Genomic DNA, 21799 nt, shown 5'->3' with positions numbered 1-21799 from the left:
AAAAGCAATGAGCGTAGGCTCATTGCTTTTTTGTTTAACTTGCTTTATCCAAATCTCTTTTAAAACGTGGTTTCTCTAAATAAGTTCCCAGTCTCCACACATATTCCACTGGACCCATCCGGTATTTCTGGAGCCAATAGGTGCTAACGAATAATTGAATCGTATAAATTCCAATGGTTAAAAGAATACCGAAGAAATAACCGATTTTACCGTATAAGCCAAATCCATATGCGTAAAAAATAGTTGTTGCGATAATAGATTGTGCTAAGTAATTACTAACGGACATTTTTCCCATGTTCGCCATGTAGGTTAGTAGACGAGATGCTTTTTTGTAATGGAATAATAAAATAATCGTACTTCCGTAAAAGAAGGTCATAGTTACTGGTGTAAGGCCATCTTGTAACATAATTAAAATCGGATGCTTTACGAACATAGCTAAGATTTTAATTGTAAAAGAGAAGAGACCAGTGACAAACCAGATTTTTTTGACAGCAGGTATATGTTTACTGACCTCAAATAGCCAGCCTTTTTTCCCTACATACATTCCGAGTAGGAACAGTGGAGACATAAAAATTATTGCGAAAACTGATATGAAAAATAATCCGAATGCACCGTCAATTCCCATGTAATCAAAAGGATTTTCAGTCAATCTAAAGTTGACGTGATCCATATAGCTTCCAGTTTGATGGACTTTATGTTCTTTTTCAGTATAAGGTGCGAAATCATTTATATTTGTAGATGGATCAGTTTGATAAGACATAAGTGTAGTAAGTGCGAGTAGAATAATCGCCCAAATAAGCAAAGTTTTCGGTTTTCGATTGATGAATATCATTAAAAAAATCCCGATTATTCCGTATGCAAATAAAATATCTCCCTCCCAAACAAAAGTGCCATGAATGTAGCCGAGTAGTAAAAGAATGATAATACGTCTTATGTATGTGGGGAAGAATTTTTTTCCTTTTACGATAATACTTTTTTGTAACAAAATAATGCTAAGCCCAAATAGAAAAGAAAATAGGGATATAAAGTTATGTGTGCCGAAAAATTGAATAAACCAATTAGCAGCTTTATCAAGATCGCCAAATAGATAAGTTGGTTTTTCACTGGTGAAGAACCCAAATTGAATTAATGTCATATTGACTAGTAAAATGCCAAACAAAGCGAAACCACGAATTGCATCAACAGCTTCTACACGTTGATTCATTTTTCCTCTCCTCGTATATTCGTTTTTATATTGAAAATAATACCATTTTATATCTGGCACTATGTCAAATATGAGGAAATTTAAGGTGATTTTAAGATAGAGAGCAAACAAAAAAATCACCTTAATACATGTATTAAGGTGATTGAAATATTACTCAGCTGGAGGCGTAAATGTACGTTTCTCTAATTCAGCATCTAGCATAAACAGTGCGTTTGAATCGCTTGTAATACGTTTTAGTTTTTGGATGATGCTATCGAATGAAGCTTCTTCTTCAACTTGTTCGTCAACGAACCATTTTAAGAATGTAATTGTTGCATGTTCACGCTCATCCCAAGCGATATCAGATAAGTTGTAAATACGTTTCGTTACTTCACGCTCGTGCTCAAGTGCGACTTCAAAAGCGTTTAATACAGATTCGTATTCGTTATTCGGATTATCAAATCCAGTAATAATAGCGCGCTCTCCGCGGTCATTAATATAGTTGTAAAGCTTCATTGCGTGGAAACGTTCTTCTTCAGCTTGTACAAGGAAAAAGTTAGCGAATCCATCATAGCTCTCAGCTGTACAGTAAGCAGCCATTGCCATATAAGCATGGGCAGAGTAAAATTCAAAGTTCATTTGTTCATTTAATGCGTCGTGCAATTTTTTTGATAACATAAAATCCCCCTTAGTATTGTGACAAGAATATTATACCATAATTGATAATATTCTCATTTAGATACTTCGAACCTTTTCGAAAGCTTTGTGACGTGTGCGTCCATAATGTCTTGTAAGTCTAAATCATATTTTTGCGAAAGAATAATAAGGTTAGATAGTACATCGCCAAGTTCTTCTTTTAGTTCTTGTTTTAGCTCTTCTTCTGTTTTCGCATCTTCATCAGGGCGATCGCGGCCGATTTCAATAGCACGAACGACTCGTGAAACTTCCCCAACTTCCTCGTTTAAGAAATTTAAGCGAATAAAGGCATTATACTGTGACCAGCTTCGTTTTTCGTAAAATTCCTCAACCCATCTTTGAAATGCAACGATATCCATTTCTTCCTCATCTCCTCAATATGTTGTACAATGTTCATTGTATCATAACAATATATAGTTTCGGGGTGTAGGAATGAGAAAGATTTGTGTGTTTGCAGGTTCTAATTTAGGGGAGAGACCAGAATTCAAAGAGCAGGCAATTCAGTTAGGTAAAATGTTTGTTGAGAACGAGTATGAGCTCGTATACGGTGGTTCATGCGTTGGATTAATGGGAGAAGTAGCAAACGAAGTTCTTCGTTTAGGTGGACGTGTAACAGGTGTTATGCCACGCGGTCTATTCCGAGGAGAAATTGTGCATACAGGATTAACAGAATTAATTGAAGTAGAGACAATGCATGAACGTAAAGCGAAAATGGCAGAGCTTGCGGATGCTTTTATTGCGCTTCCAGGCGGATACGGAACGTTTGAAGAACTATTTGAAGTTGTATGTTGGTCACAAATTGGTATACATAATAAGCCGGTTGGTTTATTAAACATAAAAGGTTTTTACGGACCAATTTTGCAAATGGTTGAACGTGCAGCAGAAGAAGGATTTATGAATCCATCAAATAAAGAATTGATCGTTTCAGCTGAGACAGCAGATAAACTAATTCATGCAATCCAAAATTATGAGCGTCCTGTTTTGGGAACGAAGTGGAAGCAACTATCATAGCAAATACGGAAACACATGTCGTTTTAATTTAAGATGGCATGTGTTTTTAATTTGGTTAAATATGTTAATGTTTAGATGTAATGTTTTTGGGAAAGGAGAAATAGATGGAGGAGTTTGTGTATTTAAGGCCGGTTTTCAAATGTATATTAGCGGCATCTATACTTGTTATGCTAATTGTTTTAAGGCAGAAGAAAGAGCTGATTAATGAATTTTCACTTTGGTTTATCTCGGTATTATGTATCGGTGTTACTGCGATAACGTTGTTTATGTCCGGCTTTATCGTTGATGAGTATGATCTAGGTGGAGATCCACAATCGTTTTGTATGTTTATTACGATTGATTGTATTAGTGGTCTGAATTTCATTATTTATTACAGAAGGCAATAAAAGAGGCATTCCATATTACTTTGGAATGCCTTTATCATTTTGATTGCTTTGTTTTTTATATAGGTACCAGCCACCCCAGCCGCCACCAATTGCTACGACAACGAGGAAAGCATAGTCTTTCACCTCGACACGTATATTAAAAATATTAGCTATAAGTAAGAGAATCCCAACTGTTATCAACGCAAAAAATGCTCTAATTAAGTAGTCTTTCAACTGAACCGCTCCCGTCATTTAAGTAGTAAATGATGAATTTGGAAAAGCCTTTTGGATCTATTTTACTAAAGGGTGTTTCCTATATTTTAACATAGATGAGATTGTAATATAGTGATGAAAGTGGAGGAGAGGGGCGCTGATATTGTCTTGATTTGTCGGCAAATTGATATCCTTTGTCGAATCGTTGATATATTGCGGGTAATGATTGATATAATGAAAAAATCGTTGGTATATTTCGAGTAATGATCGATATATTTGAAAAATCGTTGATATAATTTCGTGTACCGTTAAGTGCAACCATTACAGAAAAAAGCGACTCTGAGCGAGCCGCTTCCGCTTTAATTTTATTATCTAGCTCCGGTAGCTAGAATGTTCGGTGGCTTCGCTTTTTCCTGCGAGGCAAAGAGCGCCTCTACGTCAAAAGCTCCATCCCCCTCACATTCTGAGCAAGCTACCTCCGCTTTTAGGTGATATCCAGCTCCAGCGGCTAGAACAGTCGGTTGTTTCACTCCTTCATTCGAGGCAAAAAGCGCCTCGTAATCAGGAGTTCCAACACCCTCCTGTTCTAAACGAGCCGCTTCCGCTTTTAAATCTATTATTGATTCAAGAACGCACGTAGCATCCAAGCGTGTTTTTCTAGTTCTGTGTAGATGCCTAGTAGTAGGTCAGATGTCATTTCGTCGTCAGAGTTTTGAGCAATTTCCATGCCTTTTTTCAGTTCGACTAGCATCATTTCGTAGTCTTTCATGATTGCTTCGACCATCCCTTCTGCAGTTTCTCCGTATGCTGCTTCTTGAATAGAAGATAGTTCTAAGTATTCTTTCATTGTTGCTACTGGTTTGCCTCCAATTGCTAAAATACGTTCTGCAATTTCGTCGATGTGAGTAGCTGATTCTGTGTAAAGTTCTTCGAATTTCTCATGTAATGTGAAGAATTGAGGTCCTTTTACGTACCAATGGAAGTTGTGTAGTTTTGTGAATAAAACGCTCCAGTCTGCTACTTGTTTGTTTAATACTTCGATTACTTGTTTGTTCATTATGATCAATCTCCTTTTGAGTTGTTATGTTATATCAATTACTAATTTATAATCATTATAATCTAGTAATTTCTATAAATCAACCCTTTTGCTGGAATTAATTTGAACAAATTATGAACTGTTGTAAATAAAAGGCCCTATTACGGTGAAGTAATAGGGCCTTTGTTTGTTAAACAGCCTTCTGTTTTTCTTCTACATCCTGTCCATCCCAGCACTCTGTATTCTGTAAACCAGGGATAGAGCTTGCAACGAAAACAGGATCTTTTCCTTGTTTCTTTTGCTTCAAATAGTCTACTAATGCAGCGTAAGCAAATTTGCTAAGGAATGAGATGGCAATTAAGTTTGTGAATACCATTAGTCCCATGAATAAATCAGCTAAACTCCAAACTGTTTTAAGAGCAGCGATTGATCCGAAGAATACCATTCCGACAACTGCAACACGATAAATCATTAACCATGTTTTGCTTTCTTTAATGAATGCAATATTTGTTTCACCATAATAGTAGTTTCCTAGTAGAGAACTGAAAGCGAATAGGAAAATAATAATCGCTAAGAAAGTGCTTGCCCACGGTCCGATTTGTGAACTTAAAGCGTTTTGTGTTAATTCGATACCTTCTAAATTTGATCCTTTGTAAAGTCCAGAACATAATACGATAAATGCTGTTGATGTACATACTAAGAATGTATCTACGAAAACACCTAATGCTTGAACAAGTCCTTGTTTTACAGGGTGAGATACATCTGATGTTGCTGCTGCGTTAGGAGAGCTACCCATACCTGCTTCTGTCGCGAATAAACCGCGCTGAATTCCGAACTTGATTGCTGCTCCAATACCACCAGCGATGGCTTGGTCTAAACCGAATGCACCGTTAAAGATTTCCATGAAAATGCTTGGTAACATATTGAAGTTGTTAATAACGACAAAAATTGCCACGCCGATATAAACGATTGCCATTGGCGGAACAATCATTTCTGTAATACGTGAAATGCTCTTAATACCACCAAAAATAATGACTGCAACTAATAAGGCTAATAGAGCTCCTACGATTGTTCGCTCTAGTCCAAAAGCATTTTCAAACGCTATTGTTACTGTATTCGCTTGTACTGAATTGAAAATTAATCCGTACGCAACTGTAATAAGAAGTGAGAACCAAATACCCATCCAGCGTTTGTTTAATCCTTTTTCCATGTAATATGCCGGCCCACCACGGAACCTGCTACCATCTTTTACTTTATAAATTTGAGCGAGCGTACATTCTACGAAACTAGTAGCTGCTCCGATAATTGCGATAAACCACATCCAAAATATTGCGCCAGGTCCACCCATTGAAATTGCTAGTGCTACACCGGCTAAGTTCCCGATACCGATACGTGCTGCTGCACTTAAGCAAAATGCTTGGAATGGGGAGATGCTATCTTTCTTTTTTTCTTTTCGATTAAACCCTTTACTAATTAAGCTGACCATCTCACTGAAATGAGTAATTTGGACAAATTTTAATTTAAAAGAGAAGTAAAGACCGAAGCCGATTAGCATTGCAATAAGAATATATGACCATAAAATATTATTCGTTACCTCAAGGAATCTGCTAAAGATATCAACCATATAATACACTTCCTTTTTTTCGTAATAAGAAAATTATATGCAAAAAATATACGAGAATCAATTTTTCTAAAAAATCATGTTACTTAAATCATTTTTGTGTTATGATTATGTTACATTGTAATATTTTTAGAATTATTTACATTTTAAAAAACTAAATTTAAAGCGAGAAAGTGGGGATAATTTGAAAGAAGATTCTTTATTGAAAGTAAGCCTTGAGAGTTTGAAAATGAGAAGTAATATGTTTTTTATCATTACATCTTTAAGTATCTTTTTAGGGGCAACTTATTATTACAATAAAAGATTTCCAAATCACAAATATCCTGAGTGGTTAGAATTTCTAAAGTTGATTGGATGAATAAAAGACAGAAAAACAGAAAATTAAAATAAATAAGTTATGGAGGAGCTAAAAATGAATATTAGAGAAAGTGAACTTCCGGGTATTGGTTATAAGTTTCAAATCGTTACGAAAGGTAACGAAAAGATGGTAATTGTCATTCATGATGATGGGCGTAGAGAAATGTATCATTTTGATTCAGACCATGAAGAAAGCATCTCAAGTATTTCACTACGTGACTCAGAGGCAAGGCAAATCGCAGCAATATTAGGTGGAATGGTATATAAGCCTAGGGCGTTAGAAAATGTTGAGATGGTTTTTGAAGGTTTAGCGATTGAGTGGTTCAAAGTGGAGAATACAGCTCCAGCAATCGGAAAAACAATTGGCGATCTTGAAATAAGAAAAACATATAGCGTAACGATAATCGCGGTTATGAAGAAGAACATGAAGAAGCTATTTAATCCAGGACCAGAAACAGTAATTGAAGAAGGAGATATGCTTGTAGTTTCAGGTGAGAGAGAAGAAATTAAAAAAATCATTAATGAATTACTTTCAAATAGGGGGGACTGACTAGATGGATACGTTAATTTTTGAAGTTGGTACAGCTTTAGTTTTAGTGGCAATTGCAGCGGTAATTGCTGGAAAATTTAAATTCTCAGTAATTCCTTTTCTAATTGTTCTTGGAATGTTAGTAGGACCGCATGCACCGACAATAGGTGTTATCGATCTCAAATTTATTGAAAGTGCAAGTGTAATTTCCTTCCTTGGACGGATTGGGGTTCTATTCCTTCTATTCTATCTAGGATTAGAATTTTCAATGAAAAAACTAATTAAATCTGGACGCTCTATTGCGATTGGCGGAACGATTTATATTTTAATTAACTTTTCACTTGGTTTGTTATACGGATTTATAATGGGATTCCCATTACTAGAAATCTTAATTATTGCGGGTATTATTACGATTTCTTCTAGCGCTATCGTTGCTAAAGTGTTAGTGGACTTAAGAAGAACTGGTAATAATGAAACCGAATTAATTTTAGGAATTATTATGTTTGAAGATATATTCCTTGCTGTATATTTATCAGTTGTTTCTGGTTTAGTACTAGGGGATCACGCTTCCTTCTTAGGCGCCCTTACTTCAATTGGAATTGCTTTAGGATATATGCTTCTATTCTTTATAGTAGCTAGAAAGGCTACGCCGTTATTAAATAAATTGCTCAATATTAGCTCAGATGAAATCTTTATTATTGTAGTATTTGCTTCGTTATTCTTCATTGCTGGTTTTTCAGAAACAATTCACGTTGCAGAAGCGATTGGGGCACTTCTTCTAGGATTAGTTTTCTCTGAGACAGAGCATAGTGATCGAATTGAACATCTTGTTGTTCCATTCAGAGATTTTTTCGGAGCTATTTTCTTCTTCAGCTTCGGGTTAAGTATTGATCCGTTCTCATTAGGCGGAGCGATATGGTTAACGTTAGGTGCTGTCCTTCTTACAATAATCGGCAACTTTGTAGCAGGAATGATTGCAGGAAGACAAGCAGGGTTATCTCATAAAGCATCAACAAATATCGGATTAACAATCGTTTCACGAGGAGAGTTCTCCATCATTATGGCTAATATCGGTATCGCCGGTGGTTTAATGTCAGTACTGAAACCCTTCTCAGCACTATACGTGCTTATACTATCCATTTTAGGCCCACTTCTGACAAAAGAGTCGAAGAATGTATATAAATTCTTAAATAAAATCTTTAAGTGGGATACGAAGACTAACTAAATTTAAAAAAATAAAGTACAAGATATTTCCTGCTTGTACTTTTATTTTTGCAATGAAAACAGTAAAGAGAGGTAAATGATGTTAGGAGAGTTGATTCATTCGGTTTTAGTTTTTTTAGAAGGACTTGGTTATTGGGGAATTATGCTTGGATTAATGCTAGAGGTTATTCCAAGTGAAATCGTATTGTCTTATGCAGGTTATTTAGTATCAACAGGAAGCATTACATTTTGGGGCGCTGTCGCGTTTGGTACAATTGGTGGTGTAATTGCACAACTATTCATTTATTGGATCGGTCGATACGGAGGAAGACCTGTTCTTGAGCGATATGGAAAATATATTTTAATTCAGAAGAAACATATTGATTATGCTGAAGATTGGTTTAATCGTTACGGAACTGGCGTTATCTTTACCGCACGTTTTATTCCGGTTGTGCGTCATGCTATTTCGATACCAGCGGGTATTGCGAAAATGTCACATGCTAAGTTTATTACGCTAACTACATTAGCTGTTATTCCGTGGTCAATTGTGTTTGTATATTTAGGTTTTAAATTAGGCACAGAGTGGGAAAGTATTAATAAAGTAGCTGGGCCATATGTGAAATACTTTGCACTTGCTGCTATTGTTTGTGCAATTGGTTACTTTGTATTAAAAAAAATGATGAGAAAAAAATGATTACGGAAAAGGAATCTATGTCGACATAGATTCCTTTTTTATCACGCTATTTGCCGGGCAGTAAGATCCCCCACCTCAAAATTCAGAAGTTAGGTGGGGGTCGGGCCGCCCGTAAAAGCCCGATTGGTGAGGGCTGATAATCAGTGGGGATGAACAAAATTCCCACTGATTAAAGTTTCACTTTATTGGCATTTTTTCAAGGATGAAAGAATACGTTTAATATTTACCATATTGTGGCATACATATAGAAAAAGGTTGCTTGGAAAGGGGAATAAAGAGAAATGGAACTCCAGTTTCAAAATGTATATCAACAGGTAGAGAATTGGTATGTGTTGGATTCGGAGCTTCATTGGGATGTCAAAAAGCTGAGAGAAGATTTGTTTTCTCTTATTGAAGCATGTAAAACACCCGTTATTTTTTGTGATACGTGTGATGCAAACGATGTGCTTCTATCATTAGGGGAAGAGGAAGAAGAATTTCTATTCCCAGTAGGTGGTTTTTATCATAAAGAAAAACAATTAATCTTCGTTTGTATGTGGGAAGAGTATGAGCAAGTTCTCAAAACGCTACTGCATGAATTTCGCCATGCGATGCAGCATAAGAGAGACATATTGTATGTGGGAAGTGAACGGTACGAAGAGCGGTGGATTGAAAAAGATGCGAGGAAGTTCGCGGAGAGGAAATTGGATGAATATAAGAGTAGAAAGTTAATGTAAAGCATAGTGGAGAAATAGCGCTGTGCTTTCTTTGTGCTTATTAAAAATAAGTATTTGACTTTTATAAAGTTTAGTTCTAAACTAATGGTATAAAACGAGCGAGGTGATGAAATGAAAACAGAAGATAGACTAGGGCTACTATTATGGTTTCGTTTATCACGTTTTTATAATAAGAGTATTCGTGAGACGAATCAGCATTTGAAAAACTGGAATGTATCTGCCGCCCAGTTTGATGTGTTAGCTCAAGTTGGAGGACATGATCGTTTAACGCAGCAAGAACTTGGAAATAAGCTATTTGTTACGAAAGGGAATGTAACGCAGCTTTTAAATAAAATGGAGCAGCTTGAGTGGATTTCGCGTGAACAAGAGGGTACTACGAAATATATTTCTTTAACAGAAAAGGGAAGAGCTTTATATGAGGAAATCGTCCCACCTCAAGAAACGTTCCAAGCGGAGAAGTTTCATAATTTAAATATAGAGGAACAAAAGCAATTATTAACACTACTAAAAAAGTTACAGTAAGAAAAAATTTTAAAATAAATCTCGAATTCGAGATAGTATGAGGTGAAGGATATGTTTAGAAAAGTTGATCATAAAAATATGGGCAGAGCAAATCATGGTTGGTTAAATACACATTTTCATTTTTCTTTTGCCAATTACTATAATCCAAATAACATGAACTTCGGAGCGTTACGTGTTATTAATGATGATCTAGTAGCGGCACAAACTGGTTTTGATATGCATCCGCATCGCGATATGGAAATCATTTCGTACGTTGTAGATGGTGCTTTAACACATGAAGATAGCATGGGGAACCGCGGAACAATTGAGCGAGGACATGTTCAATATATGAGTGCTGGCACAGGTGTATTTCATAGCGAGCATAATTTAGGAAATGAAACACTACGTTTATTACAAATTTGGATTTTACCAGATCGTGCGGATCATAAACCAAACTATGGTGAGTTTAAATTTGATTGGAGCGAGCGTGAAAACGAATGGTTCCATATGGTATCTCCAGTAGAAGGGGAGGCACCAATTCAAATTCACCAAGATGCAAATTTATATTCTTTATCGTTAGATGCCGGAAAAGAAATTCATTTTCCTGTGCGAGAAGGCCGTCAATTGTATCTTGTTCAAATTGAAGGAAGCAGTGTAATAAATGGTGAAACGTTTGTTATGCGTGATGCAGCAGAATCTGTAGAAGAAGATATTCACATTCAAGCGAAAGGGCAATCACACTATTTAGCAATTGAATTGAAAAAACAATAAAAGGTTTATAGAAAAGAGGACATCTGATAGGATGTCCTCTTTTTTGATTGGAATTATCTGAAAAATGTTTCTCAAATTTTCGGTAGAGGTATCGGCTACAAAAATCAGAATTTTATAAAAGTGTCAAAAATCTTTATGGGAATGGGGAATGTTATAGTGAAAAAGCAAGTCATTTCATCAGCATTAGCGTTAACTGTTATCGCCGGGGGATTTGGAGCGTTTGGGGCAACGACAACGAAAGCGGAAGAACAAAAAATCCAATATCATCAAGAATTTAAAACACCTGCATACATAGGTGAAGAATGGAAAGCACCGGAAGGACTAGATAAAAAAGAGACGGTCTTTCAATACTTAGAGAGTAAGAAAGATATGTTTAAATTAGCAGGAAATATTGAAAAGCATTTTAATATCGTTGGAGAAGAAAAAGACGCTGAATCTGACACGACACATGTGAAGCTAGTTGAGAAACATAATAACATTCCTGTGTACGGTTCTGATCAAACTGTTACACTTGATAAAGAGAATAATGTAAAAGCATTCTTCGGACAAGTTATTCCGAATTTAGATGATAAAAATATCCCTGCATCTGCAAGCATTAGTGCGGAACAAGCAGAAACAATTGCAAAGGCAGATATTGAGAAAGAAATTGGTAAAGTAAAGAATTATGACGGTGTTAAAAAAGATTTATTTGTATATGAAAAGGACGGTAATTACTACCTTGCATATTTAGTTAAGGCATCGATTTCAAAACCAGCTCCAGGGTATTGGCATTATTTTGTTGATGCAACAAATGGAAATGTTATTGAGAAATATAATGCTGTAGATCACGTTACAGGGTTTGGCTACGGAGTATTAGGTGCTAGACAATCATTTGAAATTGCCCAAGATGAAAAAACGGGAGTATTCAACTTATTTGACGGTAAACGAGGACAAGGTATTCACACATTTGATGCAGAAAATATGGATGAAAACTTGTTTAATTTATTCTCACAATGGCTTGGATATACAGGCGAAGAAGTTGAAAGTAAATCTAAGTTCTTCGAAGATAAAGCTGCAGTTGATGCGCATGTAAATGCAGGAAAAGTATATGATTACTACAAAAAAACATTTAATCGTAACTCTTTCGATGATAAAGGTGCGAAGCTTATTTCAACTGTGCACGTAGGGGAGAGCTGGAATAACGCAGCTTGGAACGGTGTGCAAATGATGTATGGTGATGGCGATGGAAAAACATTCATTCCATTATCTGCTGGACTTGATGTTATCGGTCACGAATTAACGCATGCTGTAACTGAACATACAGCAAACCTTGTTTATAAAAATGAGTCAGGGGCGTTAAATGAATCGTTATCTGATATTATGGGTGTTATGGTTGAGAAGAAGAGCTGGGATTTAGGTGCTGACATTTATACACCTGGTAAACCAGGCGATGCACTGCGTTCACTAAAAGATCCAGCGTCTATTCCAAACCCATTAAAACCAGGTGAAGGTTACCCAGATCATTATAGTAAACGTTATACTGGAACAGCTGATAATGGCGGTGTTCATATTAACAGTAGTATTAATAATAAAGCTGCTTATTTAGTATCTGAAGGCGGAGATCATTACGGCGTGAAAGTAACTGGAGTGGGCCGTGAAGCGACAGAAAAAATTTACTACCGCGCTCTTACGAAATATTTAACTGCAAATTCTGACTTTAAAATGATGCGTCAAGCTGCTCTTCAGTCAGCTGAGGACTTATATGGTCAAAACTCTAAAGCTGTACAAGCTGTAACGAAAGCTTATGATGCAGTAGGCGTAAAATAATAGGTGAAAAAAACCTGACTAGAATGTCAGGTTTTTTTCTTTATCCCGCTATTTGCCGGGCGGTAAGAACCCCACCTCAAAATTCAGCGGAAGCAAAGAAGTTAGGTGGGGGCCTGCTGCCCGTAAAAGCCTGATTGGTGAGGGCTGATAATCAGTGGGGAATGAACAAAACCCCCAATGATTAAAGTTTCACTTTATTCCGCTAGTCGCGAATACCTAATGCGATTTTCGCCATACGTGACATACGTTCTTTCGACCACGGTGGATTCCAAACGACATTTACTTCTATTTCATTAACTTCAGGTACGTTTGTTGATAATACTTTTTTAACGTCTGATACGATTTGCCCAGCCATTGGACAACCGATAGAAGTCATAGTCATCGTAATGACAGCATTATTATTTTCATCTGCTGTAACATCATACACTAATCCAAGATTAACGATATCAACACCTAGTTCAGGGTCAATAACAGCTTCTAAATTAGCCAATAATTTATTTTCAAATGCTTCTTGTGACATAAGCAGCCCCTCCTACATTTTAATGATATCGATTCTCATTATAACGGAAATGAGCATAATGTGCAGGAAATGAGCTCAAAAAAAATATCCCTCTTTCAAACAGGGATATTTTTTGAAAATCTATTCTGTTTTAAAATGAGATACGAGTTGATCTAACTCTTCAACTGTTTGTTTCATTTTTCCAGCAGTTACTGTCATTTCATTCATAACGATAACTTTCTGTTCAGCAGATTGTGCCGTTGCGGCGGTTTCGCTGGATACTTCAGTCGAGATAGAAGCGATGTTATTAAGTGAAGCATTCATTTCTTCAGCACTTGCAGCCATCTCTTCAGCGGTTGCTGATATGTCTTGCATTTGAGTAGATACTTTATTTACTTGTTCTACAATTGTTGTGAAAGAAGTACCAGCTTCACGAATAACATTAATGCCTTCAAATGCTTCAGAACGGCCTTGAGACATCATAGAGCTAGCAGTTTCTGTATCATTTTGAATTTGATGTAGTAATTGATTAATGTCTGTTGCAGCTGTTTTAGATTGTTCAGCAAGTTTTCGAACTTCGTCAGCTACGACAGCAAATCCTTTTCCTTGCTCGCCAGCACGAGCAGCCTCAATAGAAGCATTTAAAGCAAGTAAGTTTGTTTGCTCAGCGATATTAGAAATAGATTGTACAGCGGTATCGATATATTTCGTATGAGTGATTAGACGTTCAACCACTTCTGACGTAGCATTTACAGCTTCGTGTATCGTTGTCATTTGTGAAACGGATTTTTGGATAACGGTACTTCCATCGCTAGCATGTTCAGATGTGGCAACAGCAAGTTCCGCTACAGATGAAGCAGATTCAGCAATACGTTGAACACTTACTGCCATATCGTCCATTGCAGTTGAACTTTCTTCCATACTAGAAGTTTGTGATTGAATACTTGCGTTTAAGTTAGACATTGAGCTTTGGACTCTTACTGTCGCCTCACGTGATGTATTCGTTTTTTCTAGCATGTTTTCAGAAGCGGTTTGTACTTCCACTGATGTTTTTTGAACACGATTAATGATATGTTGTAGGTTTTCTAACATTTTATTAAATGATGCTGCGATAGCACCGATTTCATCGTTGCTATTTACTTGTAGACGTGCCGTTAAGTCACCTTCTTGAGAAGCTAACTCTTTTAGTTTTGTATCGATTTGTTGAATTGGTTTCACAAGTTTACCAGAGAACCACCATGCAAGAATAATTGCAACGACAATACAAATAACAAGTGATAGAAAGACTGCATATTCAATTCCTACTGAAGATTGATCAATTTTTTCAATAGATTGTTCACGTAATTTAGCTTGCTCATTACTGTAATTTGTGAAATCACCAATTACTTTATAGACAGTGCCATTTTCTGTAGAAGCTACTTGTAAAGCTTCTTCCCATTTTTGTTCTTTTGCAAGAGTGAATACTTTTCCTTCAACGAACTTTCTCCAAGTGGACCCCAATTCCATTGTGCTTTTCACGGACGAAGAAACATTTGGATTAGAAAGAAGTTTATCTTTTGAATCCTCCAGACGTTTACTCATCTCATTAAACTTGTCTAATTCGACTTGATCGTGTTGTAGTAAATAACCTCTTAAAGCAGAGAGTTGTACTTGATAAGCATCTCCACGTTCTTTCAATTCTGTTGCCAGTGGAGAAATTTCTTTTTGTAATGTTTCAGCTTTACGAGATTGGTCAATAGCAAAAAATAAAATAAATGCTAAGGCGATACCAAATAAAGCGCAAATCGTTCCCATCATGAACATAAGTTTTTTTCTGATACTTACAAAATTCATATGATAAAAAGCCTCCTTTGTGAAATCTTAGTATTAGAATTAATTAATTTAAAAAAATGAAAGAAAGCTTTACTCCAGTTGGAATAAAGCTTTCTTATTTCCTTTAGGAATTATAGCAGACGGAATGAGAGATAGAAAGATATATTTTAAAGTGAAAAAAGAGAGACTGTAAAACTTTCTTTCCTATACCTTTGAGCTTGTGTCATTTTCACTTTAAGCGTTTGTTTTGAAATGAGAAACGAGAATTTCAAGTTCTTGTACGATTGTTTTCATTTCAGATGATTTGTTAGCCACGATACTCATTTTGTTTACTTGATCACCAGCTGAATGTGCTGTTTGTGATGTTTCTGCAGCAACTTCGTTTGAAATAGAAGCGATATTATTTAAAGCTGCGTTCATTTCTTCAGAGCTTGCAGCCATCTCTTCAGCAGTTGCAGACATTTCTTGCATTTGCGTAGAGACTTTGTTAATGTGGTTAACAATTTCTGAGAATGAAGATCCGGCGGTACGAATAACCGTAATTCCTTCAGAAGCTTCTGCTTGACCTTGTGTCATCATGTCATTTGCTATTTTTGTATCGGCTTGAATTTGATGCAGTAAATGGTTAATGTCGGTTGCGGCTAGTTGAGATTGTTCAGCAAGTTTTCGAACTTCATCGGCAACAACAGCGAATCCTTTGCCATGTTCACCAGCACGCGCTGCTTCAATAGAAGCATTTAAAGCGAGTAAATTTGTTTGCTCGGCGATATTCGAAATAGATTGAAGTGCAGTATCGATATGATTTGTATGTGTAATGAGTCGCTCAACTACTTGTGATGTAGCGTTAACAGCTTCGTTAATTGTATGCATTTGTGTAATAGATTTCTCAATGACTTTATTCCCATCATCTGCTTTTTCTGAGGTTGTGACAGCTAAACTAGTAACAGAAGAGGCGGCCTCAGCGATACGCTGAACACTCGTTGCCATGTCATCCATTGAGGTTGAACTTTCTTCAATGCTAGAAACTTGTGAACGAATATTGTGTTCAAGAGCATTCATAGTTTCTTGTGTCCTTGCGGTATTTTCCATAGAAGCGGTTGTTTCGATAAATACATTTTCGGAAGCTTCTTTTACACTTGTTGATGTTTGTTGAACTTGTTTTATTATATGCTGTAAGTTAGTGAGCATTTGATTAAAGGAATTTGCAATGTCACCAATTTCATCTTTACTCGTTACGTGTAATCTAGCCGTTAAATCTCCATCTTGAGAAGCTAATTCTTTCAACTTCTCATCAATTTGTCGAATTGGCTTAACGAGTTTACCAGAGAACCACCATGCTAATAAAATAGACGTTAATGTACATGTAATGAGTGAGAAGAAAATAATATATTGAATAAGTGATGAAGAAGACTCAACGTCAGCAATTAATGCGTCACGTTTCTCATTCTCTTCATTTGTATATTTATTAAAACGACCTAAAAGATCATTTACATAATCTGTTTGTGCTAAAGCAATTTTAGATGCTTCGTCCCATTTTCCTTCATGCGCAAGAGGTAGTACCTCATTATCTATGACGCTACGCCATTTTCCCCCCATTAAAATGGCTTCTTTCATTCCTTCTGGGAGCTTTTTGTCACTTGTTACTTTCTCTCTAGTATCAGCTAATTTTTTCCCTTCTCGGTTGAACTTATCTAATCCTTTTTGATCATGTGATAGCAAATATTCTTGTAAACCAGCAACTTGTGCCTGGAACCAATCGCCACGTTCTTTTAAAATCGTCGCTCTTTTCGATACATCATTTTTTAACGTTTCGATTTCACTTGCTTGATTCATGGCGAATGAAAGAATAACAATAAGAGCAATGCTAAATAAAGAAGAAATGCTTAAGAGTGTGAACAGTAGTTTTTTTCGAATACTAACATATTTCATCGTTACCCCTACCCTCATTTAAACTGTTTATTATGATTTATAGATATTTGGAGCGAAATTAATAAAAACATTATTATGAAGTTATTAATCTGTTCAATGAAAATTATAGCAGATAATGGAAGGAGTCAGATTGGTATTAGAAAAAGTTCTTAAAATGTATACATTTGCATATCATAAAATCCATAAATAAATATTAGAAATGCTATTGAAATTTGAAATAACATCATGTATACTTCTAATTAGTTGATAACGATTATCAGTATCAACTAAAACATTACTCTTCGTTATGTTGGTCATACCCCTTTTTGACGACGTAAGTCAGAGACGAAATGTTGAAATATCTTGTGTCCTATTCTACAGAATTATGGTAATCTCCAACCTCAACTTATATGCGCGAGCATGCAAAAAGGATCCTATCCGTGAAGGGATCCTTTTTTGCATGCTCGCGCAATTATTGTATATAGACCAGGGATACGTCCTTCGATTCCTTCTGGTGCAGTAGAAGGAAAGACCCATCTTTGATGAGATCCATGTTCTTCAACTAGTTTTTCAATTTTAAAATGTTCTTCCGCGAGCGTTGTAATAATTTCTCCTAACGTCCAGCGACGGATGGTTGTTTTAGGTAGCGATTCTTTCTGTGCTTCTGTAAGAAGGATGCTATAAGCAACATCATCTTCAATTAATTCTTCATCAAAATAATTTCCATTGGCCTGAAATGATGGGTGGTCGACTCCTAATAATTTCGTGTAAACAGGATGATAGTCACGAAGGATAAGCATTCCATCTCCTTTAAGCATGGTAGCAATTTTTTGAAAGAGCGGTTTTAAATCTAGAAAGTAATGGAGTACACCAAGTTCCAGCAATACGATATCAAATGATTCGGAGAGCTGCACATTTAATACATCAGAAACGACATACTGGATAGAGACACCTGCTGCGTCCGCAAGTTCATTTGCATATTTTGCATTACTTGCTGAAATATCAACAACTGTTACGTTAGAGCCTAAAAGGGCGAGTGCGACAGCCTTATTCCCTTTTGACCCGAGTAAATTAATAATACGTTTTCCTTTCGGAGATTGTATGTAAGGTAAATAGTGATCTACTTCGCGCGCGGGGTCTTTCATGAGCTTTTTTGCATAATCAGCTGGCGCTCCATGGCGATTCGTCCAAGCTTCATAAGCAGCTGCATTCCAGCTTTTTTCATTACGTGTGCTTAATTGTTTTTGATTCAATCATATCACTCCTTTTGTGAACGTATAGTTATTCGGCAGGGGGATGGGATTTCCTTTTCTTTCTGGATAAAAGTTTGATTTTTCTGTGATTAAGTCGTACAATACTTGTTATACGTAAAAGCGTTGAAAAGGAAAAGTAGGATGAACACATTCTTTCCAGAGAGCTTCGGTAGCTGAGAAGAAGCAAGAATATTCATTTGAACAATGGCCTTTGAGCTTCGTCCTGAACTTATCAAATGATAATAGTAGGCGGCGACGAGAGTTGGTACTCGTTATCAAAACCACAGTATAAGAGCATATAGCTCCGTACTTGTTAAGGCTAATTATGTGAGTAATTAGCGAAATAAGGTGGTACCGCGACTGTTTATACAGCCCCGCCCTTATCTTTTTTTAGATAAGGGCGGGGCTTTTTTATATTTAAAAGGAGGAATGTAAGATGAGTATTTTTATTGGAGGCGCTTGGCCGTATGCAAATGGTTCGTTACACCTTGGACATATTGCAAGTTTATTACCAGGAGATATTTTAGCACGTTATTACCGGGCAAAAGGTGAGGATGTGCTGTATGTTTCAGGGAGTGATTGTAATGGAACACCGATTACAATTAGAGCAAAACAAGAAGGTGTGACAGCAAAAGAAATTGCTAATAAGTACCATGAAGAATTCCAGCGATGTTTTCGTGATCTCGGTTTTACGTATGATTGCTATACACGTACAGATAGCGAGCATCATCATGAAACGGTTCAAAATGTTTTTTTACGTTTATTAGAAGAAGGACATATTTATAAAAAAACAGTGGAACAAGCGTACTGTAAAACGTGTACGCAGTTTTTACCGGATCGTTATGTAGAAGGAATATGTCCACATTGCCATGAAGCAGCAAGAGGCGATCAATGCGATGCGTGTTCAGCTATTTTAGATCCACTCGATTTGTTAGAAAAGAAATGTAAGTTATGTGGTAGTACACCATCCGTACAGGAAACAGAGCATTTCTATTTCGCATTGCATACATTTCAGGAGCAAATTAAAAGGGATGTAGAAATTGCCAAACAAACAGGGACATGGCGCGACAATGCGATTCAACTAACAGAGAGATATGTAAAGGAAGGATTACTAGATAGGGCCGTATCACGTGATTTACCAATTGGGGTACCAATTCCAGTAGAAGGGTATGAAGATAAGAAAATTTACGTATGGATTGAAGCAGTGACAGGATATTATTCAGCGAGTAAACATTGGGCTGAAGAAACAGGAAAAGATGATCATGAGTTTTGGAATAGCGATGCGCAAACATATTATGTACACGGCAAGGATAATATTCCATTTCACTCCATCATTTGGCCAGCGGTATTACTTGGAATAGGGGAGGAAGCAATCCCGCGTCATATCGTTTCGAATGAGTATTTAACAGTAGAGAAAAGAAAGTTATCGACAAGTAAAAACTGGGCAGTATGGGTACCAGACATATTGGAACGCTATGATCCAGATTCTATTCGTTATTTTTTAACGATAAATGCACCAGAAAATCGTGATACTGATTTTTCGTGGCGTGAATTCATTTACAGTCATAATAGTGAATTGTTAGGCGCATATGGAAACTTCGTGAACCGGACATTAAAGTTTATTGAAAAGTATTATGATGGCATTGTACCGAAGGGAACTATCAATGTAGAGCTGAAAGATAAAGTAGAAGGACTATATAAAAATGTAGGAGAGGCGATTGAGCAAACTAAATTTAAAGTGGCGTTAGAGACAATATTTGATGCAGTACGTTTTGCAAATAAATATTTTGATGAGAGGCAGCCTTGGAAAGAAAGAGAAGATGATTCAGTTTCATGTGAAGAAACGATTTATAATTGTATTTATCTTATTGCTAATTTTGCAAATCTCCTTGAACCATTTTTACCATTTTCAAGTGAAAGAGTTCGAAACACATTGTCGATTGTTAAGCGAAATTGGGAACCGCAAAATACGTTGCCGAATAGAATTGATAGCGTACAGCCATTATTTGAGCGAATCGATGTAAAACAAATTGAGCATGAGATAGAGAAGCTGTATGGAGCGGTAAAATGAGATAGAGAAAAAGACCTTTCAAGTAAATGAAAGGTCTTTTGTTATGTAGTATGATTCTCTTTCTTATCTTTCAAAAAGAAAAGTACAGCAAGGATTACAAGAATAATAGCTGCAATATCATACGTTATTTTAAATGTAGTATTAAAGTTTAAGTACTCTACGAAAGGAGTTTTCACTGCTCCTGCATATATACAAACTGGAATGAGAAGTAAATCGTAAAATTTCTTTTCTTTCATATATCTTATTAGGAAGAAGATACACATAATAGCAAAAAATACGATGCTTAAAATAGTCATTTATACCTCCCGATAAATTTACTTATTTTAATTGCAGATATATTTTTATCCCGCATTAACGGGCAGTAAGACTCCACCTCAAAATTCAGCGAAAGCGAAGAAGTTAGGTGGGATCAACTGCCCGTAAAAGCCCGATTGGTGAGGGCTGATAATCAGTGGGGGATGAACAAAACCCCCACTGATTAAAGTTTCACTTTATATAAATTCTGTATTTTTTTTCAAGCGCTATGCACGCGATTATGTTTCCTTTCTTTCCTAGCCGTAAGCAGCTGGGGAGTGAAAATTCCAAGCAATATAAAAATAATTCCAATCCACTGCATGAAGGTTACGACTTCATGTACAAGTGTAATAGAAGCGATAATAGCAGTTGGTAATTCAGCTGCACCTAATATCGTGCTAAGTCCTGTTCCAACTTTTGGTACACCTATTGAAAAACAAATGACAGGTACAACAACGCCGAATAATCCGAGGAAGAAAGCATATTTCCATAGACCAGCTTGCAGGGCACCATCTGTTAAAAAGGTCGGCGGGAAGAATAGGCATACGATAAGAGTCGCACTTGTTGTCATAAGAAAGCTTTTCGTATAAGGGGGAACATCTGTAGCAACGCGTCCACTTGCAAAAACATAGAATGAAAAAGAGACAGCAGCTAATAGTCCAAAGATAATCCCTTTCGTAGAAAAACTTTGTCCGAGGCCTTCAAATATACCACCTGCAAACAATGTACCAGCAAATAAAATAAGGATAGATATGATCTTATCGCGGCTTGGAAATGTTCGATTTGCAATTGCTTCGATAATGACACCAATCCAAGTGAACTGAAAGAGTAGGACGACAGCGATAGATGCGGGTAGCTCTTCTACAGAAATAGCGTAGAAAATTCCAGTCATACTCATTGTTGTTCCGACGGTTAGTAATGAAAAGAATTGTTTTTTTGTTACTTTATGACGTGAAAAGAAAAGAACGAGTAGAAATAGTCCAATCCATCCGAAGACATATTGTCCCCCTAATAGTTGATGTGCTGAAAATCCACTTAGGAATCCGAGTTTGAAAATAGTTGAGAGTATGCCGTAGCTGCAAGCACCGAATAAAACGAGCAATGAATATTTAAACTTATCCATAAAAAATCCTCCTTTTAAGTAATAAAAAACGCCCGCTATCCAAATAAGGATAACGGGCGAACGAAACAGAGTAAGACACTCTACAAAATTCCGCCACTCACACATGAAGTATGAGTTTGGGGTATGTAATTATAGTG

The 21799-nt window shown here is 36.4% G+C and carries 23 protein-coding genes and 1 other annotated feature; of the genes, 10 read left to right on the top strand and 13 right to left on the bottom strand.

The window, feature by feature from the left end:
- Positions 1-34: 34 nt before the first annotated feature.
- The 3 genes from MHI26_RS26025 to MHI26_RS26015 all read right to left on the bottom strand — a co-directional run bounded on the left by MHI26_RS26025 (position 35) and on the right by MHI26_RS26015 (position 2238).
- Positions 35-1204, bottom strand: a complete 1170-nt coding sequence (locus MHI26_RS26025) for a DUF418 domain-containing protein (RefSeq protein ID WP_061666135.1) — start codon at positions 1202-1204, stop codon at positions 35-37.
- Between the two features lie 150 nt (positions 1205-1354).
- On the bottom strand, positions 1355-1861 hold the full coding sequence (locus tag MHI26_RS26020; RefSeq protein ID WP_000949403.1) for a ferritin: 507 nt from the start codon (positions 1859-1861) through the stop codon (positions 1355-1357).
- Positions 1862-1914: 53 nt separating this feature from the next.
- Entirely contained in the window at positions 1915-2238 is a 324-nt protein-coding gene (locus tag MHI26_RS26015) for a MazG nucleotide pyrophosphohydrolase domain-containing protein (protein WP_000355741.1), read from the bottom strand.
- Positions 2239-2311: 73 nt separating this feature from the next.
- Here MHI26_RS26015 and MHI26_RS26010 point away from each other — a divergent pair, with 73 nt between their 5' ends.
- Together MHI26_RS26010 and MHI26_RS26005 are read left to right on the top strand one after the other, a co-directional pair.
- On the top strand, positions 2312-2890 hold the full coding sequence (locus MHI26_RS26010; protein ID WP_001225756.1) for an LOG family protein: 579 nt from the start codon (positions 2312-2314) through the stop codon (positions 2888-2890).
- Between the two features lie 104 nt (positions 2891-2994).
- Positions 2995-3276 (top strand): hypothetical protein, encoded by a 282-nt coding sequence (locus tag MHI26_RS26005; RefSeq protein ID WP_061666134.1) that lies wholly within the window; start codon positions 2995-2997, stop codon positions 3274-3276.
- 15 nt (positions 3277-3291) lie between these two features.
- On the opposite strand, the gene MHI26_RS26000 is transcribed toward MHI26_RS26005, so the two are convergent.
- From MHI26_RS26000 to MHI26_RS25985, 4 genes are all read right to left on the bottom strand, one after another.
- Positions 3292-3489 (bottom strand): hypothetical protein, encoded by a 198-nt coding sequence (locus MHI26_RS26000; RefSeq protein ID WP_000656312.1) that lies wholly within the window; start codon positions 3487-3489, stop codon positions 3292-3294.
- Positions 3490-3836: 347 nt separating this feature from the next.
- Complete coding sequence (locus tag MHI26_RS25995; RefSeq protein WP_061666133.1) at positions 3837-4115, bottom strand: hypothetical protein; 279 nt, start codon at positions 4113-4115, stop codon at positions 3837-3839.
- A complete protein-coding gene (locus MHI26_RS25990) occupies positions 4085-4525 on the bottom strand; it encodes a Dps family protein (RefSeq protein WP_001041897.1) in 441 nt (146 codons plus the stop codon). The genes MHI26_RS25995 and MHI26_RS25990 overlap by 31 nt, the downstream gene beginning before the upstream one ends.
- Positions 4526-4694: 169 nt before the next feature.
- Positions 4695-6128 (bottom strand): alanine/glycine:cation symporter family protein, encoded by a 1434-nt coding sequence (locus MHI26_RS25985; protein WP_061666132.1) that lies wholly within the window; start codon positions 6126-6128, stop codon positions 4695-4697.
- 409 nt (positions 6129-6537) lie between these two features.
- Between MHI26_RS25985 and MHI26_RS25980 the strand changes: the two genes are divergently transcribed.
- From MHI26_RS25980 to nprB, 7 genes are all read left to right on the top strand, one after another.
- Positions 6538-7032 (top strand): cation:proton antiporter regulatory subunit, encoded by a 495-nt coding sequence (locus MHI26_RS25980; protein ID WP_001026075.1) that lies wholly within the window; start codon positions 6538-6540, stop codon positions 7030-7032.
- A 4-nt stretch (positions 7033-7036) separates the two neighbouring features.
- The gene (locus MHI26_RS25975; protein ID WP_000380223.1) at positions 7037-8236 is read left to right on the top strand and encodes a cation:proton antiporter; all 1200 of its coding nucleotides are present in this window, start codon (positions 7037-7039) and stop codon (positions 8234-8236) included.
- Positions 8237-8314: 78 nt separating this feature from the next.
- Positions 8315-8908 carry a DedA family protein gene (locus MHI26_RS25970; RefSeq protein WP_000900215.1) on the top strand — a complete coding sequence of 198 codons (594 nt, stop codon included), beginning with the start codon at positions 8315-8317 and terminating at the stop codon, positions 8906-8908.
- 281 nt (positions 8909-9189) lie between these two features.
- Positions 9190-9624, top strand: coding sequence for a DUF3920 family protein (locus tag MHI26_RS25965; RefSeq protein ID WP_000422790.1), 435 nt, complete (start codon positions 9190-9192; stop codon positions 9622-9624).
- Between the two features lie 111 nt (positions 9625-9735).
- Positions 9736-10146, top strand: a complete 411-nt coding sequence (locus MHI26_RS25960) for a MarR family winged helix-turn-helix transcriptional regulator (RefSeq protein WP_000845486.1) — start codon at positions 9736-9738, stop codon at positions 10144-10146.
- 51 nt (positions 10147-10197) lie between these two features.
- Entirely contained in the window at positions 10198-10896 is a 699-nt protein-coding gene (locus MHI26_RS25955; protein ID WP_061666131.1) for a pirin family protein, read from the top strand.
- Positions 10897-11052: 156 nt separating this feature from the next.
- Positions 11053-12702 carry a neutral protease NprB gene (gene nprB, locus MHI26_RS25950; RefSeq protein ID WP_000745126.1) on the top strand — a complete coding sequence of 550 codons (1650 nt, stop codon included), beginning with the start codon at positions 11053-11055 and terminating at the stop codon, positions 12700-12702.
- Between the two features lie 202 nt (positions 12703-12904).
- Here the strand turns inward: nprB and MHI26_RS25945 are convergent, their stop codons facing one another.
- The 4 genes from MHI26_RS25945 to MHI26_RS25930 all read right to left on the bottom strand — a co-directional run bounded on the left by MHI26_RS25945 (position 12905) and on the right by MHI26_RS25930 (position 18174).
- Entirely contained in the window at positions 12905-13222 is a 318-nt protein-coding gene (locus MHI26_RS25945; protein WP_000076422.1) for a metal-sulfur cluster assembly factor, read from the bottom strand.
- A 120-nt stretch (positions 13223-13342) separates the two neighbouring features.
- Complete coding sequence (locus MHI26_RS25940; protein WP_061666129.1) at positions 13343-15034, bottom strand: methyl-accepting chemotaxis protein; 1692 nt, start codon at positions 15032-15034, stop codon at positions 13343-13345.
- A gap of 213 nt (positions 15035-15247) precedes the next feature.
- On the bottom strand, positions 15248-16942 hold the full coding sequence (locus MHI26_RS25935; protein WP_000878434.1) for a methyl-accepting chemotaxis protein: 1695 nt from the start codon (positions 16940-16942) through the stop codon (positions 15248-15250).
- Between the two features lie 413 nt (positions 16943-17355).
- Positions 17356-18174 (bottom strand): class I SAM-dependent methyltransferase, encoded by an 819-nt coding sequence (locus tag MHI26_RS25930; RefSeq protein ID WP_061666128.1) that lies wholly within the window; start codon positions 18172-18174, stop codon positions 17356-17358.
- Between the two features lie 114 nt (positions 18175-18288).
- Positions 18289-18559 (top strand) — a binding site (T-box leader).
- A gap of 51 nt (positions 18560-18610) precedes the next feature.
- Between MHI26_RS25930 and metG the strand changes: the two genes are divergently transcribed.
- Positions 18611-20245 carry a methionine--tRNA ligase gene (gene metG, locus MHI26_RS25925; RefSeq protein ID WP_000021544.1) on the top strand — a complete coding sequence of 545 codons (1635 nt, stop codon included), beginning with the start codon at positions 18611-18613 and terminating at the stop codon, positions 20243-20245.
- 41 nt (positions 20246-20286) lie between these two features.
- Here metG and MHI26_RS25920 read toward each other — a convergent pair whose 3' ends face one another.
- Positions 20287-20541 (bottom strand): hypothetical protein, encoded by a 255-nt coding sequence (locus tag MHI26_RS25920; RefSeq protein ID WP_061666127.1) that lies wholly within the window; start codon positions 20539-20541, stop codon positions 20287-20289.
- Between the two features lie 218 nt (positions 20542-20759).
- Positions 20760-21662 (bottom strand): EamA family transporter, encoded by a 903-nt coding sequence (locus MHI26_RS25915; protein WP_000357151.1) that lies wholly within the window; start codon positions 21660-21662, stop codon positions 20760-20762.
- Between the last annotated feature and the right edge of the window lie 137 nt (positions 21663-21799).

The organism is Bacillus sp. FSL K6-1218, from assembly GCF_038006445.1.
GTDB lineage: Bacteria > Bacillota > Bacilli > Bacillales > Bacillaceae_G > Bacillus_A > Bacillus_A thuringiensis_S.
This window is presented reverse-complemented; position numbering and strand designations above follow the sequence as displayed.